Annotated in this window: 12 protein-coding genes and 1 pseudogene; 6 read left to right on the top strand and 7 right to left on the bottom strand. The window is 57.3% G+C overall.

Features of this window, described 5'->3' with window-relative positions; translation table 11 throughout:
• Positions 1-13: 13 nt before the first annotated feature.
• The gene (locus U6958_RS00770) at positions 14-739 is read right to left on the bottom strand and encodes a FadR/GntR family transcriptional regulator (RefSeq protein ID WP_074921952.1); all 726 of its coding nucleotides are present in this window, start codon (positions 737-739) and stop codon (positions 14-16) included.
• A 537-nt stretch (positions 740-1276) separates the two neighbouring features.
• On the opposite strand from U6958_RS00770, the gene U6958_RS00765 reads away from it, so the two are divergent.
• The 6 genes and pseudogenes from U6958_RS00765 to U6958_RS00740 all read left to right on the top strand — a co-directional run bounded on the left by U6958_RS00765 (position 1277) and on the right by U6958_RS00740 (position 7336).
• Positions 1277-1723 carry a bacteriohemerythrin gene (locus tag U6958_RS00765; RefSeq protein ID WP_074921954.1) on the top strand — a complete coding sequence of 149 codons (447 nt, stop codon included), beginning with the start codon at positions 1277-1279 and terminating at the stop codon, positions 1721-1723.
• 373 nt (positions 1724-2096) lie between these two features.
• Complete coding sequence (istA, locus tag U6958_RS00760; protein WP_074921956.1) at positions 2097-3689, top strand: IS21 family transposase; 1593 nt, start codon at positions 2097-2099, stop codon at positions 3687-3689.
• Positions 3686-4435: an IS21-like element helper ATPase IstB gene (gene istB / locus U6958_RS00755; RefSeq protein WP_074921958.1), complete on the top strand. Its 750-nt coding sequence runs from the start codon at positions 3686-3688 to the stop codon at positions 4433-4435. Before istA ends, istB begins: the two co-directional genes overlap by 4 nt.
• Positions 4436-4509: 74 nt before the next feature.
• A pseudogene (locus U6958_RS00750) lies at positions 4510-4812 on the top strand (transposase); the annotation flags it as partial.
• 262 nt (positions 4813-5074) lie between these two features.
• Positions 5075-6361 carry an arsenic transporter gene (locus U6958_RS00745; RefSeq protein ID WP_024160710.1) on the top strand — a complete coding sequence of 429 codons (1287 nt, stop codon included), beginning with the start codon at positions 5075-5077 and terminating at the stop codon, positions 6359-6361.
• A 207-nt stretch (positions 6362-6568) separates the two neighbouring features.
• Entirely contained in the window at positions 6569-7336 is a 768-nt protein-coding gene (locus U6958_RS00740; RefSeq protein ID WP_331254687.1) for an OB-fold nucleic acid binding domain-containing protein, read from the top strand.
• Positions 7337-7399: 63 nt separating this feature from the next.
• On the opposite strand, the gene U6958_RS00735 is transcribed toward U6958_RS00740, so the two are convergent.
• From U6958_RS00735 to U6958_RS00710, 6 genes are all read right to left on the bottom strand, one after another.
• Complete coding sequence (locus U6958_RS00735; RefSeq protein ID WP_143044580.1) at positions 7400-8458, bottom strand: hypothetical protein; 1059 nt, start codon at positions 8456-8458, stop codon at positions 7400-7402.
• 600 nt (positions 8459-9058) lie between these two features.
• Positions 9059-11968 carry a hypothetical protein gene (locus U6958_RS00730; RefSeq protein WP_143044581.1) on the bottom strand — a complete coding sequence of 970 codons (2910 nt, stop codon included), beginning with the start codon at positions 11966-11968 and terminating at the stop codon, positions 9059-9061.
• A 531-nt stretch (positions 11969-12499) separates the two neighbouring features.
• The gene (locus tag U6958_RS00725) at positions 12500-14371 is read right to left on the bottom strand and encodes a DUF4942 domain-containing protein (RefSeq protein ID WP_232244063.1); all 1872 of its coding nucleotides are present in this window, start codon (positions 14369-14371) and stop codon (positions 12500-12502) included.
• Positions 14372-14449: 78 nt separating this feature from the next.
• Positions 14450-15160 (bottom strand): hypothetical protein, encoded by a 711-nt coding sequence (locus tag U6958_RS00720; protein ID WP_074921968.1) that lies wholly within the window; start codon positions 15158-15160, stop codon positions 14450-14452.
• Positions 15161-15182: 22 nt separating this feature from the next.
• Positions 15183-15380, bottom strand: a complete 198-nt coding sequence (locus U6958_RS00715; RefSeq protein WP_143044582.1) for a hypothetical protein — start codon at positions 15378-15380, stop codon at positions 15183-15185.
• A gap of 673 nt (positions 15381-16053) precedes the next feature.
• The gene (locus tag U6958_RS00710) at positions 16054-16476 is read right to left on the bottom strand and encodes a hypothetical protein (protein WP_139093342.1); all 423 of its coding nucleotides are present in this window, start codon (positions 16474-16476) and stop codon (positions 16054-16056) included.
• Between the last annotated feature and the right edge of the window lie 678 nt (positions 16477-17154).

Raw genomic sequence — 17154 nt, 5'->3', positions numbered from 1 at the left:
ACGACAGCAGCTACTACTTTGCGTTCTGATCGCTGGCGGAGCGCGCTTCCCACTGATCCATATACTGCGTCTGAAGCCTGACAAGCGCCCGCTTCATCTCTTCTGCAGCCTTCACAGCATCACGTGCGCGCAAGTGCTTCATGAACCGACGCCGCGAAGGCAGGACAAAGGCGTTGTCGCTCGGGCCGATCTGCGCAATAAAGTGAGCAAACACCTCGACGATGCCTTCCATCGTGATAATCAAGATGGGGTTGCGCGTGGCCCTTGCCAAAATCACGTGGAACGCACGGTTGTGGCGCGCACGCTCCTCGAAATCGACGGCCTTGGCCGAGGCGTCGATATTGGCTTCGAGCGCAGCAAAATCTTCCTCGGTGGCACGTTCGCTAGCAACGCGCACCACGACTTCACTCAGCCACATTCTGGCCTCTGTGAACTGCTGCGGCGTGATGGCGCCGAGATGGTACAGATCACGCATGCCGCCGACGATCACGTCCGAGCTGCCATGAAGCACGAACGCCCCACCCGTCGCGCCCTTGCGCATTTCCACGATGCCGGCATTTTCAAGCGCCCGCAGCGCTTCACGCAAGGTGTTGCGGCTAACGCCCAAGCGTGCCGACAAATCGCGCTCCGAAGGCAGACGATCTCCTGGCTTGATCTTGCCGGTGGCTATCATTTCCCTCACCTGAGCGGCGATTTCATCCACAGCTCGCGAAGGTGAAATCGCAGAAAATTCCATCATGAGAGTCAGGTAATAATTGGTTCAATCATTCTACCGTATGCACACACCGTCATAGAGACTATAGATCCGTGCATCCTCCTGTGACAATGCGCGAGTTCTGCGCAAATTGCACGCCACCGGGGTAGCCCTCAAACGGCTCAATGTCATCGTCGACAAGGCCACGCCTTGGCGGACAGGCCTGGCAGCGTGGTGTTGCCCATGAATGAGCGGGTGTTCAAGAACTACCGCTTGAAGGAGAAACCGCACGCATCGTCGTCACGCCGGACTATTCATAATCTGCAACGTTCTGCCTGGAGCAGTTTGACTGGCCAAAAGTGGTGGGTGATGTGACCATCGGGGATCACCGCGACGCCATATCGGGCGAGTTGGAACGCCCGGCCATCACGGCCATCACGGTATGCCACCCACGGGCCAAAAGTTCTCGCTAGGTGCTCGACCTGCCGGCCGGCTTGTTCCGTGTCGAGGCGGTGCGTTAAGCTTTGCAGCCTCCGCCCGGAACGGGTTTCCGATCCGCTTTTTTCGAACTCTGAAGACTCAATGAACCAAGCCAGCACGCTGGAATGGGATGACGCCTTGCTGCTAGGCCATGCCCCCATGGACGCACTCCATGAAGAATTCGTCGACCTGACCCGTCAGCTGCAAGCAGCCGGCGATGCGCAACTGCCGCACTTGCTTCAAGCCATGGAAACCCATCTGCAGCAGCATTTCAATGAAGAGAACCAGTGGATGCGGGACACGGCCTTCCCGCCACGCGACTGCCACATTGACGAGCATGCCGCGGTGCTGAAGTCGGTGCATGAAGTTCAGGCGCTGCTGGCCGAGGGCAATGTGCAGGCCTGCCGCGCTCTGGTCCTGGCGCTGGTCAATTGGTTTCCCGGCCATGCGACCCACCTCGATTCCGCGCTGGCCCACTGGCTGTCCAAGCAACGCTTTGGCGGCAAGCCCGTGGTGCTGCGCCGCGGCATCCAGACCTCCGGAATCTAGCCCTGACACACTGCGGGGCCATACCCTCAGCCCTCGCCACCGCCGCCTGACGCTGTCGCTTTTGTAAAACGCAGCCTGCAAGCCAGCGCGCAACCAGGCGCGTCCCGGCAAGGCGGGTCTTACCAGTCGCATCGCGTGCGCCAGAAGTGCCGATCGCCGGAGCCATCGCCAGCACAGCACAGCACAGCACACTTCGATTCAATAGCTCGCGATAAACAGCCCCGATGGCCACCCAAACTGCCCCACTTATGGCCGGTCAAACTGCTCCACCTTGGCGGCTATGACCTGACGCATTGAATCCAGTGCGGTGGGCGCCGCCAAGACCGACAGGCAGGACGTTACTTTCTCCCCTCATGACCGAGGGACCAAAGGAGTGAACGTTTTGAAGCCACATCTGCAAACCACCATCTGGACATTGCTCAAGGCCGGTGCCAGCCAGCGCGAGATCGAGCGCACCACCGGCATTTCGCGCCACACCATTCGGCTCTATCAGCAGCGTTTCGCGGCCGATCCGGCAAACTGCCCCGGGGTGGCCACCGTCCCTGCCAGTCAAACTGCTCCACCCCGGCCACCGACTTCTGTCGCCGTCTCGCGGCCGCTGGCCACCTCCAAGTGCACGCCCCATCGCGCCTTCATCGATGCCCAGCTGCGCCTGGGCCGCAACGCCATGGCCATCTACCAGGATCTGGTCGATCTGCACGGCTTCGATGGCGCCTACAACTCCGTCAAACGCTTCGTTGCCCAGCTTCGCCGCAAGGAACCCGAGCAGTTCGACCGCCTCTCGTTCGCTCCCGGCGAGGAGATGCAGGTGGACTACGGTGAGGGCGCTCCCACCCGGGTAGCCGGCACCGAGCGCTGGCGCAAACCCCGTTTGTTCGTGGCCACGCTGCGCTATTCCCGGCGCAGCTTCCGCCGCGTGGTCTGGAAGTCCGGCCAGCAGGTCTGGGCCGAGCTGCACGAGCAGGCTTGGCGCTACTTCGGTGGATCGGCCCGCTACGTCGTTCTGGACAACCTCAAGGAGGGCGTCTTGAAGCCTGACCTGTACGAGCCCGCCCTCAACCCGGTCTATGCCGCCATGCTGGCCCACTACGAAGTGGTGGCCGATCCGGCTCGGGTGCGCGACCCCAACCGCAAGGGCACGGTGGAGAACGCAATCGGGCATACCCAGTCCACCGCGCTCAAGGGGCGGCGCTTCGAGAGCATCGAAGAGCAGAACACCTTCCTGGAGCACTGGGAGACCAAGTGGGCAGCCTCGCGAATCCACGGCGCCGAGCGCCGCCAGGTGCAGGCCATGTTCGAGGAGGAACGCACGCACCTGCAGCCGCTGCCGATCACCGGCATGGCGTACTTCACCGAAGTCCAGCGCACGGTCTGCGACGACAGCTGCGTGCGCATCGCGCACAGCAGCTACGCCGCGCGCCCGGCGCCCATCGGCTCCAAGGTACTGGTGCGGATCTTCGAGCGGTGCATCGAGATCCGAGACCTGCGCACCCAGCAATTGCTGCGCACCCACACCTTGGCAGACAGGCCCGGCAGCGTGGTACTTCCCACGGATGAGCGGGTGTTCAACCCCTCGCGCGAGACACGCTACATCCTCGACCAGGCCCGCGCCATCGGGGCCCAGGCCTCACGATTGTGCGAGATGCTGTTCGCCATCGAAGGCCGGGTCGGCCAACGCAAGCTCTGGGGCATCGTCAACTTGGCCAAACGTTACCCCTACCACTTCATTGACGCCGCCTGTGGCGTCGCGCTGGACCAAGGCGTGCACAGCTATCGCCATGTCAAGGTGCTGACCGAGCAGTCGGTGGCCGAAGCCTTGGAGGCCCTGGAGGCCGCAAGCCCGAGACCGGCAAGGACGGACGCAACGCTCACCCAACAGCATCCGCTCATCCGCAGCGCCGACGAGTACGGCGCTTTGTTCGCCCACGCCGCCACCGCCGCCCAACCCACAAGCCTTGCATCATGAACATGACCGAGATCGAACGCGAGCTGCGCCTGTCGGGCATCGCCGACACCCTGTCCACCCGTGTGATGCAGGCCCAGGCCGCCCAGCAGCCCTTCCTGGAGACCTTGGGCGCCATGCTGCAGGACGAACTGGATCGGCGCCGTTCGCGTCTGAGCGAGCGCCGCTTCAAACGCTCGGGCCTGGATGAACGGCCTTCTCTGGCCGACTTCGACTGGCGCTTCAACCCCAAGCTGCCACGCAGCGCCTGCTTCGAGCTGCACACCCTGAAGTTCATCGGCGAGGGTGCCAACGCCCTGGTCATCGGCAAGCCCGGCACGGGCAAGAGCCATGTGGCCAAGGCCGTGGCCTACCAGGCCACGCTGCAGGGCTATGACGTGCGCTACGTGGAGGCCGACACCGAGTTCGCCCGCTACGGGCTGGCCAGCGCAGCAGAACAGGCCCAGCAGCTCAAGGGCTGGATTGCGCCCGATCTGCTGGTGCTCGACGACCTCTTCCTGGCCCGGCGCATCGCCGATGTGAGCGCCGAGCTGCTGCAATCCATCGTGCACCAGCGCTACAAGCTGCGCCGCGCCATCGTCATCACCTCCAACCGCGTGGTGCAGGACTGGGGCAAGTACCTGGGAGACGCCACCATGGCCACCACGATTCTGGACCGGCTCATGCATCGCTGCGCGATGCTGGAGTTCGAGGGTAAAAGTTACCGCCTGAAGGAGGCCGCCGCACGCATCGCCGTCACGCCGGAATAGTCATAATCTGCAACGTTCTGCCTGGAGCAGTTTGACTGGCCATAAGTGGAGCAGTTTGGGGTGGCCATCGGGGTCAGGGTGCAGCCAAGCGGCCTGATGCACAAGATGGTGTGCGCTGGAACATCGCCATGCGCGCGGGCAAACGCCGGGCACTGGACAAGGACAACGCGATTGATGCCTTGATCGACAAGGTCGAGAAGCTCAAGGCGGGCATCCGGGCCAAGGTCGAGCATCCGTTCCGGGTGATCAAGCGCCAGTTCGGGCACGTCAAGGTGCGCTACCGCGGGTTGAAGAAGAACACTGCGCAGTTGCACACGCTGTTTGCACTGTCCAATCTATGGATGGCGCGGCACAAATTGATGGCGGTGCAGGAATGAGTGCGCCTGCATTTCGCCAAACGGCCCGTGGGCAGCCGAAAGTGATGAAAAACCGGGCTCCAAACGGGCTTAACTTGTAAAACGACGCGCATGCGCGGCATATGCACGTCGCGAAGTGGTTAAAGCAGAGCTTCCTTAGCTTGTCAGCGATGGGGCAGCCAGTGGCAGTCATTGCGTTGCATCGACCGGTTGAATCCACAAGTCGGGATCTGCCGTTGGGAAAAATAGTTACCGATAACCGTTTGACAAAAAGAGACTTGACATGCTTGCTGCCCTACTGATTTTTCTTGCCACTATCGTGCTGGTGATCTGGCAGCCGCGCGGGCTGGGCATTGGCTGGAGTGCGACGCTTGGCGCTGTCGTGGCGCTACTGTCCGGTGTCGTTCACTTAGGTGATATTCCTGTCGTCTGGCAGATCGTCTGGAACGCCACAGCCGCGTTCATTGCCATCATCATCATTAGCCTGTTGCTCGATGAGGCCGGATTTTTCGAATGGGCAGCCTTGCACGTCGCACGCTGGGGAGGCGGGAAAGGGCGCATGTTGTTTGCACTGATCATCCTGCTAGGTGCGGCCGTCGCCGCGCTTTTTGCCAACGACGGCGCAGCACTGATTCTCACGCCAATCGTCATGGCCATGCTGTTGGCACTGGGGTTCAGTCCGGCGGCCACGCTCGCGTTCGTCATGGCAGCGGGTTTCATCGCAGATGCAGCCAGCCTGCCGCTCGTCGTATCCAACCTGGTCAACATCGTCTCTGCCGACTTTTTCAAAATCGGGTTCAATGACTACGCTGCGGTGATGGTTCCGGTGAATATTGTCGCCATCATTGCTTCTCTGGTCGTACTCTCAATCTATTTTCGCCGCAGTATCCCCGCACACTACGACGTGAATCAGTTGAAACAGCCGAATGAGGCCATTCGCGATGCGGCAACGTTCCGTTTCGGCTGGGTGGTTCTTGTCCTGCTGTTGGTCGGATTCTTCGGCCTTGAGCCGCTAGGCGTGCCGGTTAGCGCAGTGGCTGGCGCAGGGGCCTTGCTGTTGCTCGCAGTCGCTGCGCGAGGGCATGTCATCAGCACTCGCAAAGTGATCCGTGAAGCGCCTTGGCAAATTGTCGTCTTCTCGCTGGGAATGTATCTCGTGGTCTATGGGTTGCGTAACCAAGGCCTGACCGAGCACATCGCAAGGCTGCTGGATTACTTCGCACAAGGCGGCGTATGGGGAGCCACGTTTGGAACAGGCTTCCTCACTGCGCTGCTGTCTTCGGCCATGAACAACATGCCTACGGTACTGGTGGGCGCACTTTCCATTGATGCCACAAGTGCAACCGGCGTGGTGAAAGAGGCAATGATCTATGCCAACGTGATCGGCAGTGACTTAGGGCCGAAGATCACCCCTATTGGCTCGCTAGCGACGCTGCTCTGGCTGCATGTACTGGCGCGCAAGGGAATGACGATCACTTGGGGGTATTACTTCAAGGTGGGCATTGTGCTAACCGTCCCCGTACTCGCGGCGACCCTGGCTGCGCTGGCACTGCGCCTGAGTCTCGCCTGATGCGGGCGGTGCTCTGCTCGAAGACATACAGAATTGATCCATCCTTGCCATAGGCTCGGCAAATTGCATCTGTAGCACGGAGCAAGAGGGACTGAGACTCCTTTTTGCTTATTAGCTGATCCTTAGCGTGCTTTATTTTCCGTTTTCTGAAACGACCCCTATTCGCCCAGCCAACTCGTCCAGGACGCGATACGACATGGCGTCGAAGTGCGCCCGGTGGACGTGATGCATAGCCAGGTTGATTGCACGCTCGAAGACATCGAGCACCGGCCCGCCGTGCGCCTGGGCCTGCGCCTGATCGGCGGTCTGAGGGCCGACAGCGCGCGACGCATCGAGGCTGAGCGGGCGCGGGCGCCGTTCGATAGCGCCGAGCAACTTGCCAGGCGCGCAGGCCTTGAACAACACGAAATGAAGCAGTTGGCGGCCGCCGACGCGCTGGCCTCGCTGTCGGGGCACCGACGCCAGCAGGTCTGGGAAGCCGCAGCGCTGTATGCGCCGCCGCAACTGCTGCGCGACGCGCCCATCGATGAAGACGAGCTGGAACTTGAGGCCGCGCGCGAAGGCGAAGAGGTGCTTTGGGACTACACCTCGATCGGCCTGACCTTGCGCAGCCATCCGCTCAAGCTGCTGCGGTCCAGACTCGAACGCTACAAGCTCAAAACCTCCGCGCAATTGCGCCGCGTCCCTAACGGCCACATCGTCCGCACGGCCGGAATCGTCACGCTGCGGCAGCAGCCGGATACGGCAAGCGGCACGATCTTCGTGTCGCTGGAGGACGAGGACGGCGCGACTCAGGTCATCGTCTGGCCGGATGTGCGGGATGCGCAACGGGAGATCCTGCTCAACGCTCGACTGTTGGCCGTCAAAGGCCGGTGGCAACGCAACGGCGCGGTATGCAACCTGATCGCGGACAGGCTCGCCGACCTGAGCCACCTGATGGGCCGCTTGGCGACCGAAAGCCGGAATTTCAAGTAGCCCAGGCCGTTCAATGAAAAGGGCCGGATTCTCCGGCCCTTCGTTCTCTGTCGGTGCACCTAGTCAGTCCTCATCGTCCCGTACGTTTTTCACAGTAATCCGAATTTCAGGATTAAGGTGTTCACGTAGGTGGTAGAGGCCCTTGACGTTCTTCAGCCCTGCCCAGACCGCAACTTGGCTGGCTGGCACGCCTTCATTGAGCCACATCACCAAGCGGGTGTTGCGAAGGATCTGCGGACCCAGACGAGCGGGGAGCGGCTCACCCGCCGTCTTAGCCGCAGCGACGAGAAGGTCTCGCACCAGCAGGAGCAGGGTCACGGGTGTCATCTGCCCAGCCGGTTTTCCGCCAGAGCGGCTTGCCCCACGATTCGTGCAAAAGAGACTCTCAACTTCTGGCTTGCATGCGACGCGGGACCGAATGGCGAGCCAATCCTGAAGGGCCGCAACAGCGACCGTGGGTAGAACAACCCGGCGCCGCTGGTTCTTGCCAGGCCCATCGAGCTGGAGCTGGTGAGGTCGCTCCGTCCCCTCGTCCATGGAATACAAGACCGAATTCAGCGTGAGCGTGCGGACTTCCATGGGTGTCAACGCCATCGCGGTCAGGCAGATAAGCAGCGCGCGATTTCGGGCACTGATCGGATCTCCATCGACTGGGGCGAGCAGGATGGAGCTCAGGGCCGCCCACACCTTTGGCGTGACGATCGCTCCAAGCGGATCTTCACTCGGCGGCGTATCCATTCTTTCGAGAGCCTTTGCCGGATTGGACGATACCCATCCTTGTTGCAGTGCGAAATCGTAAATGCGCTCTAGCAAACGCCAGTATCTGCGGCGGGTAATATCACTGACTTGGGTGTCTTCTTTACGGCTTTCAGGTCCAGATGTCAGAAAGCCGACGACATCCTCGCTAGTGACGGCGTGCCACTCTATAGGGGCTGGCAGTTCCGCATTTCTGCCAGTTTTCAGATACTTCGTCCAGGTACTCCAGAAGTACCGATACGATGGCTCGCCTTTTAGGCCAATAGGATCTCTGTCAGCCGAAGAACCATAATCGAGCCACAGATCAAGCAGAACTTCGGCGCTCGGTGGCTCGTTGAAAATCGATTCTTGCAATAGCTCAGACATAGGCCTACCTTTCGAGCATCCTCAATTTCCACATTATCACCCAGGATTTCCAGAACTGCTAGCAATAGGTTTGACAAGCAGGCCAATTTGCTCAATATGGTAGGTCATGTAATATCAATACAACACTTCTATTGATTTTTCCGTGGAAGCCGCAAAGGCTCTTATTAATGCCGTGCCTTACGCGGTTTGTCTATTCTTCCTCAATAGGGTACTTGGCCCTGGAAGATGAATCGGATAAGCGTTCGCAACCACCCTCTTCCGGCGACCCTGTCTTGAACTCGATAGCGCAAGCGGGATTACCTTTCCACGCCTGCTTCGACCTATGGGACTACCTTCTCCCGTTGCTGATTGACACCATATTTAGCCCCATTCAGCGAGGTCATGTAATATAAATCGAACCACCCTTGGCCTGCAGAGCAAGCCACCACCGCACCTTAGGCGCCTGTTCGAACCTTGCTTCCCTTGCCCTTGACCAGCTGCAGGCCCAGAGGTCCTAGTAATGTGCCCATGACCTTAAAACGTTGCCGGACTAGCGAAACAGGCTCCTGCACGCAAAAAAAGGGGCCGAGGAAATAAATCCTCGGCCCCTTCACGGTCTCATCACTTCACTTCTTCGGCAAAGCCGATACCCGAGCCACCTTCCATGCGAAGCCCAAAACGACCGATAGACGTTGCATCCTGCCCCGCCTTCGCCGGTGAGCCATCGTAGGTGATCGTGAGATCGTTGACCGCAATTGAAGCGCGATTCAGCTGAAATGGCATGTCATAGGTCCGGTTCGCATTCAACACAACTCCCTCGCTTGCCAAGCCAAGATGGAGGACGTGAGGACCATCCTTCAAATTCAGCGGTACCGGAACGCTAAACGCCTTGTATGACTTCGCACCTTGAAGCTCCAGCCCCAGAGGTGACAAAGCATCGATAGCGCTCGTACCAGCGAGGCTTACCAGGCAAGGCCATTGCTCTATGAGGCCGTTAATTGCACTCATATCCGCGTTCAAGCTCGCACCGACCAAGCGTGCTGCCCTGCATGAAGGCATGTGGCCAGGGTCAGTGGCCTCACCGCTCTTGGCAACATTCAAGGAGGCGATCACGCGGTAGTCGTAGACCTGACCGCGCACTGGCGGCACGTCATCAACCACCCTGGCCGACTTGCCGGATTGAATAAGCTCCGCATCCCGGTATACGTCATACGTGAAACCGGCTGCGCCATCCGCTGGTGCGTCCCAAGTAACACGCACCAGATCCTCCAAGGTGCCGTCAGTGGCCTGTAGGTTCTTGACGGGCATTGTCGGTACGCTTGCAACTGTTGTTACCTCAATGGGCTTCAACAACGAAACACCTGCTGGTGGGACGGCACGAGCAGTGCCAACCAAGGTCTTTCCGTAGAGAATGTTGTAGTCCAGAGCGTGTTGGCGGCTACCAGCCTCGCCCATTGGCAAGAAGCTGTCCAGATCTGCCCCACCCTGTACGCCGAGCTTGGAGACCCAACTGCCTTGCGCCGCCCCGTTGTAGGGAAGCGATCCTGCTCGACCCATTATGGTGCTCGCGGTCAATGGGTGACCGAGGCCAAACTTCAATGCCAGGGTGTCGCCGGCGGGGGGCAGAATCAAATCAAGAGGGATTTCGAGGTTCTTCCCCTGGTCCGCCGCTGCGGGATCCGCGTACTTTACGCGCAGCAGATAGCCACGGGTACCCCAGACGCCAGGGCGCCACCGAGTGACGCTCATGCTTACCGACTCCGCCCCAGCAGCCAGAGAAGATGTGCCCCCAATTTGGTAATCGCCACTGACCACGGCAAGCTCCAAAAGCATGGGCAAACCTTCAGTACGAGTGACTGAGACCTTGAGGAACGCTTCCGCGTCTGTTTGGCCAACGACAAAACTGTTGCTACCAGGCCCTGTGCCGATAAGCGCCTGAAGCTGCACAATTGGCTTTTCGAGCGGCCGCAACTCAAACGTTACTTCGCAGCTAGACAAGGTAACCATGTTACTCACGTCAACCTTCACACGATAGGTACCGATACGCCCGCCATGGTTGGAGAGAGGGACGTCAAACTTGTACACACCGGCAACTGTCGTGGGATTGTAGAGCCTTGAGTCCAGCTCGCCCGTCACTTCACTCCAGACCTTTGCAACAACTGCTGTCGTCTGATTATTTGCCGCGAATTGGACGCTCACCGTCCCATTTATGTCATACAAATAGGCCTTATTGACAGTAAGTCCACTGCAAGTCGCGTCGCCCCAAACCCTAATATTTACTGGAGTTGAGGGCGACCCGTAAGGAGTACCATCCTTGTAAAACTGGCGCGAGAGAACGTAAACACCTGGCGCGGAAGGTGCAACAAGGGAAACCTGGGAAGTGGCATTCGAATTCTGTGTGACATTTCCGGGGAAGATGGCCTTGCCGTCACCAAAATTACCGGAACCGGATGCTTGCGCAAGGTAGAACTTCCCGTCGCTTGTCCAGGTTGTGTAGCCAGTATTCTTCCAAGTTTGTGGCACTATGAAGGTCGAACCGGCCCGTACATTCTCTGGTGCTGACTGAGATACAAAAACCGGCATTATCTGCGGAATAATAAAGCCTTTCGCCACACCACTCCATTCACCGGCCCCCGCAGCATTTGTCGCCCTTACTCGGAACTCAAATATAGACTCATCGGTAGTATTTAATATATAGCCGCTGTTTGCAACGAGGGATGTCCAGTTGTCCTCGGGCTGACGACGATATGAAAGCTCATACCCGGAAGCCCCTTCCACCGCGCCCCAAGTGACTTGGATCTTCCCGACTAGGGTACCTTGAGTTGCTGCAATAGCTGCAGGTTGAACCATGCTCGCGGCACAACTACCGGTCACACTCCAACCATTAGGTACCCTGCACGTAGCTGTCCCATCACCTACTACGCCGGCTGCGATGTTCGAAATTGCCACCACTGCATTTGGCTGTCCTACGCCAAGAGTTGCTTTACAAATACCTGCTGGCCCCCAAGCGACAGTAGCAGCAGCGCAGTTGTTTACTTTGTTCTCGTAGATTATGTAAAGCGTCTGATATCCGAGATATCTAGGGCTTGAATCTGGCGTTCCACCGGTGGAGTAAGTGTATCCGCCCCCAAGCATTGCCCCATCACGTTCCTCACACGGCTTTGATTGAGCATCCGCGAAAGACGTAGTGCTGAATCTACTACACAATTGCCCCACATCAATAGTGTATTTATGCCGCACCATCAAGCCGTCACTGGTTTTGGAGTGAGAGACGCTCTGACTTGCGCCCGGTGCGAGGGTAATTTTCGTTCCATCTCCCGTGCCGCCAAACACGGCTCCATCGTTCTGAGCGGTAAGCTCCAGCGTAAAAGTAGAATTATTTCTAACATATGCCGTTCCTGCGTACGAGCTAATGACGAAGAGGCTGAGCATAACTAAAATCAAGAAATTACGCATTCCAGCTGATAGCAGTTCAAAAAGCCAATACCTATGCGCGATGGTATATGCTGGTGCGCGGGCTTGAAAACTCATGAAATTCTCCAAGTGAAGAGATTTGCCATATCTGCGGAAACCACACGAACAACTTCATGTGCTCGCCACCTGACGTGCCTCTGATAGTACAGAGTGGCCCTGGCAAAAATCAGCCGAAAAGCTTCCGTGTAGCTAGCTGTTCAAGGGAAAACGGTTCGGTGAGCGCTTAGTGAAGCGTTGCCCAACGTGTTTTACGTCGTCTGCGACGAGCGGCCCTTACGTCGCAACTGGGCGCGAGGCCGATCCCACGACCTTGCGCAGACCCTAGTGCACCATCAATGTCAACGCCGAGCCGAATAATCCAGCATTCAACCTACTCCACAATCGAGGTTCTTTCATTTGAATAGCGTCCGCATTTCATGAGTTCTAGTAGAATATATTACAAAAGACCAGAAATTCTAAATTCGCTTTCCGAAGAGCACCTGAGTCGCTCTTGGGAAAGCCCCCACAGAAGTGGGAGCTCTGGAGAACCAGCGCCACGGGAGTTGAAGATGTCGGATAGACATCTTCAACTCACATAGCTGGTATGTTTTACGCCGCGAGCAAAGGCAATTGCACTTGCGCGGAACTATTTTCGCTAGTACGTTGCTCTCCCATGCAGATCAACTTCGCGGTCGGCGCCTTTGCCAGTGCGGGTCCGCAATGCAGGCCATGCTGGTTGTGCACCGCTTCAACAGCTGAGCTCATCCGGTCCAGCTGCAGCGTTTCGCCATCATCCAGCCCTTTAAGACTCCGAAGGAGTGCGATAGCTGGGCGGTCATAACCGTAGGAATTGCGAGCACTAGTTTCGTAGACTACCATGTATTCCTTCGTCAGAGCCTCCCCTCCTTCATATTGCTTCTGAAAATCGCTATTTGCCTCGTCCATATTCCCAGGAATCCACTGACGCAATTTCCCGACGAACTTGTTGATTTTCTCTACAACCTCGCTGGACTTAGGATAGAAATGGAGTGTCTGAACCCCCTTGTAGTAACGCACATCGAAATAGCGCGAGGCTATTCGTTCACTTGAACGCAGATCGGATTTCTTCATGGCAGCAACCAGGCCTTCATACCCATGGGGCTCACCCATCAGATATCCCCACACCTTGTCTACGTCCGCCAGGAACCGTTCAGACTCGTAGTCCAAAGATCCGCCGAACGAAAGTTGAAAGCGAGGCATGATGAAACGCGATTTTCGAATGCGCATACCAATACGATGCTTCTGATTCGATTTCCAGCTCCTGTAAAACACCACATTGTCAGAAGAACGCTCAATAATGGCATCGAACAGATCCACAATCATCTCCTCGTAGATAGATGGCAGTGACTGAATGACCCCAGCGAGGAAGCCGTGGATATTTGCCACACTGAACTCCATGGCATAGATGCTTTCCGCTGACGCCTCGACTTTCCTTCGCGCTTGGTTGCTGAGTCGGTCATTCAGGAGCGAAGAGCGCAGGATCTGCCCCCAGGCTCGCTTCTTGAGGTTGTCGTACCGCACCTTGAAGTCTTCGTTGGCCGCAGCACGAACGTTGCCTGCCTCGGCGCGGAAATCACTTCCCACCCCCTTGGCCTGCATCTCATCGAGCGTGAGTCCCATGCCCTCAGCGAAGTGATCTGCCAGTGCCACGGCTTCGCTTGCAGCGCGAGCTGCAGCTACTGCCTGGCGGAACCGGTAGGACGTGTCCTGGATGAAGTTTGAAGGAAGGGAAAGGGCAGTACAGACCTCAACTTCTATCTCGCCCCTCAAGGCATCGCCCTTGGTGAGCCCCCCAAGCAACCTGTCCAGATCCATGTAGCGCGCAGGCGTCTTCTCCAAGTAAATGAGCGCTACTTCGACTTCCGTCTTTCGTTCAACATCGTCTATGAACTGGTCGCGCAGAAACTCGACTGTCCCGTGTGCCGCAATCAACTCGACCAAGCGCTGGCGCTCTTGAGTCCGTGGATTCCGGATAGACTCCGCATTGATAATGGCTACAATTTCTGCATCGTATACAACGTCCCACGCGTGCAAAACATGAGCCTCACCGCGAGCAAACGGTGGATTCATGAGAACAGACGTAACCGTTGCCAACGACTGCACGTCCATGAAGTCGTAACCCAGTATCTGGATATCCAACTCCTTGAGGCTATCGTGATGCCGAGCATCGATTTCTATGGCCGATACCTGTCTAACATCACCGAAGCGTTTACGCGCATAGTCGAACACTCTAGCGCCATTTCTCCCGATCGGCCGATCTTCAATATCTGCAAGCCACGGTAGATCTGCGTCTGGAACTCCGATAAACCCTTCTCGGGCATGACGGATTAGGTGCCCTTTCCCAGCGCTCGGATCGCAGAGGTGGTTGACTGGCCTTTTAAACTTCGCATACATGCGGGCTGCCGTATGGGCGCCGGTCGGGTAATACTGATAAGAACTCATGGTGATCTCCAGTGATAATCCGGAATCACCCCCCATCCGGGAGGTGAATCCCGGATGGGGTTAGTAACGTTTAGCTAATCAATCCAGGCTTGCGCCGGGGTATGACTCAGGTTGTTCGCCTGCTATTTCCTCGAATGTGAGTGAGGTGAAAGCAGGCAGCAATAATGCCTTGCGGCAAAGCAGTGGATCATGGGCTTCCCAGCACTGAAGCGCGTCGTCCCAGATCGAACGGTCCACCTCGTTTGCGTCGAGCGGACACTGCTTCACTGAGGGAAACCGCACGTCGCCGTCTTCGCGCATTGCCAAGCCGTGAAGTACTCCATCCACCAGGAGTAGGTATCCATGGAATGGAGCATCGATCAGGGCCGTGCCCGAAGGCTTGTCTCCCAGCAGCGCAGCTGCCGCAGCGCACCAGCCCTTGAAGGTTCGCAAATCCAACCCTTGAAGAGCTGGCTTAAGTTCCTGTAGGCTGGACTCTGCTGCCGCGACCAGATCAGCATCTCTCTGCGCTATCGCGATTTCAAGCTTGAGGCCGTAGATCGCCTGCGCTAGACACGCGGTGTTGAGTGCCCCAGCGCCAGCTAAAAGGCTATGCATTCGGTCGAACGCGTAGTTAATGGCCGAGAGCGCCTCAAAGCGTTCCGCACCGGCGACCTCGAAATCGACACTCGCATAATTTGTGTTGCAGTTCAAGCAAGCCTTCACCCATTCCAACATTGAAGCCTCATTGCGGAATACGCCGTCGGCCTTGTTGATCTTCATTTTTAGAAACACCGTTTGCGTGCTCATAGATAAATCTCCAAGAAAGACGTTAATAGGCGCGTGCCTTAATGCGAACCCTGTCGTTGGGGTTGAAGTAGGCAGTCCAGGTGTCACTATTGGCGTGAAAACCTATACGGCCTGACGAATTGTGCGAGACACGTTCGACACGAATTTCTCGCTTCGGGTTGCCGAAGCAGAGAACATCGTTTTCGCGCGCCTCTCTTGCCCTGATGTAGAACTTGCTCATGGCGTCTACTGCGGGCTTTCCACGAACAATGGATAGGGACTCCACCCATTGGCTGTTTCCAGTTTGATGACCCGGCCACGCAATGGGCACTGCTCCACCGCATAAGCCAGCGAGCCACCCTCTGCCACCGATTGTCTGGCCTTTGCAATAGCCGTGATGAAAGCGCCCATCCGACGAGCGGGTGCGCTGATTGCATGAGTAACCATACTGACCTCCAAATGAAAAGCAGGTCAGCACCCCTTGCGGGACGATGACCCGCATGGGTTAAAAGGCCCGGTGAAGGGCTGCATTTGCTGGTTGCTTTGATTCCCCCGAGCTGGGAATGTTGATCGTCAGGACTAACCTGGCGAAACAATGCTGCTTTCCAAAGATCCTTTGGATAAGGGCCTTTGGAAAGCACTGCAGAACCCCGAAGGGTCTGCAGATGCATTAAAGTTACTACTTGCCCCAGTAGTACCCCGTTGGAGCACTGCAATTGCCTGCTATAGATCGAAGCCCTGGCATCCTCCGACGCAGCAGCTTGCTCAGAAACGAGTGGTCACCTCCTTTCCAGAACCGAAGTTTGGATGTGACGTGGTACCGCCCGTCCTCGGTTCTCCTTATGAAGACGCGCTTACAACTTAGCCGCTCCAGGTCGCGATCACTGTCAATTATGATCTCCAGTTCTCGTCCTTTATTCACCGTTGTCTTCCTCGTAGAGCGATCGCAGTTCGTCGGAAACGAATATCAACTCGTTCGGCGCGGATTCGGTGAGCAGCTTTTCCAATGAAACGAAGTCCATGAGTTCCGATTCAATATTGCAGTCGGCATCCTTGGCGAATTGACTGAACCAAAAACACCGAGTGGCTACCACGACCTCGGGCTCGGAGAGCTTAGCTTCCTCCTTTGTGTCTCCTGGCCCCCAAACATCGGGTTCGTAATAGAACCTCGCCTCGGAAAGCCCGGCTTCCTCTACTAGACGATGCACTTGAACGAGTCGTCTGAGAAATTCCAAAGATATCCTAGTAGCGCAGTACTGAGGACCTTCAACAAATTCATGTGTGGCACGAGCACCAATGACCAAAATTTGTTGCTTAGCCATATTTTCGAGATTCATCCGTCGCTCCTATGAAAAGCGAGGACACTGGACCCGTGAGGCCATCAAGTGCCCTCGCGGGTTAAACACTCTCCCGAAGGAGAAAACGCATGCTAAATAGACCCTTCAGCCCATAACAGCCGGCTTGGCGGTCTGCAGTTCTCCGCTATACATGGACATATTTCCTTACCGAATCTGCGTGTTCGACTCGATATTTCCAGAAATGCTGATTCCCTCGATCCCCAGCCACCGCTCGGTGAAGAAGGAGGTGGAGTGCATGTACCTGGCCCCCCGGTGCGATCGGAGGCTGAGACGTAATCGCCCCTGCCTGACGTTGTCAGCGATTTACGCTTCCAACTCATACTCAAGGTTGTAGGGGTGCGCTCCAGCGCTCCCCGCGCGCTTGTAGAGCCCAGGCACCCCGACCCACGCGGGCGATGCCACCCGGCAGGGAAATGTCTAGCCTATTGGATGTAGCCTTTCAGCGTAGCTACCAACTCTTCCTGCCTAAAACGGTACGCAGTTAATACATCTTTACACCCGTCATGCGTGACGACCAGGAATTCACAACTACTGGGGGCCACCTGCTTCGCAATAAGGAAACAATCTTCCGAGCGGGAAAAGACAAATATTTCGCCTTGGCTCCAAATCTTGCTCTCGCGTTGCCGCGTAGCCATGGACTCGATGTCTGGGTAGTAA

This window comes from Delftia lacustris (assembly GCF_040267515.1).
Taxonomy (GTDB): Bacteria; Pseudomonadota; Gammaproteobacteria; order Burkholderiales; family Burkholderiaceae_C; genus Comamonas; species Comamonas tsuruhatensis.
The sequence above is the reverse complement of the archived record's forward strand: the minus strand, read 5'-3'. Positions and strand labels throughout refer to the sequence as shown.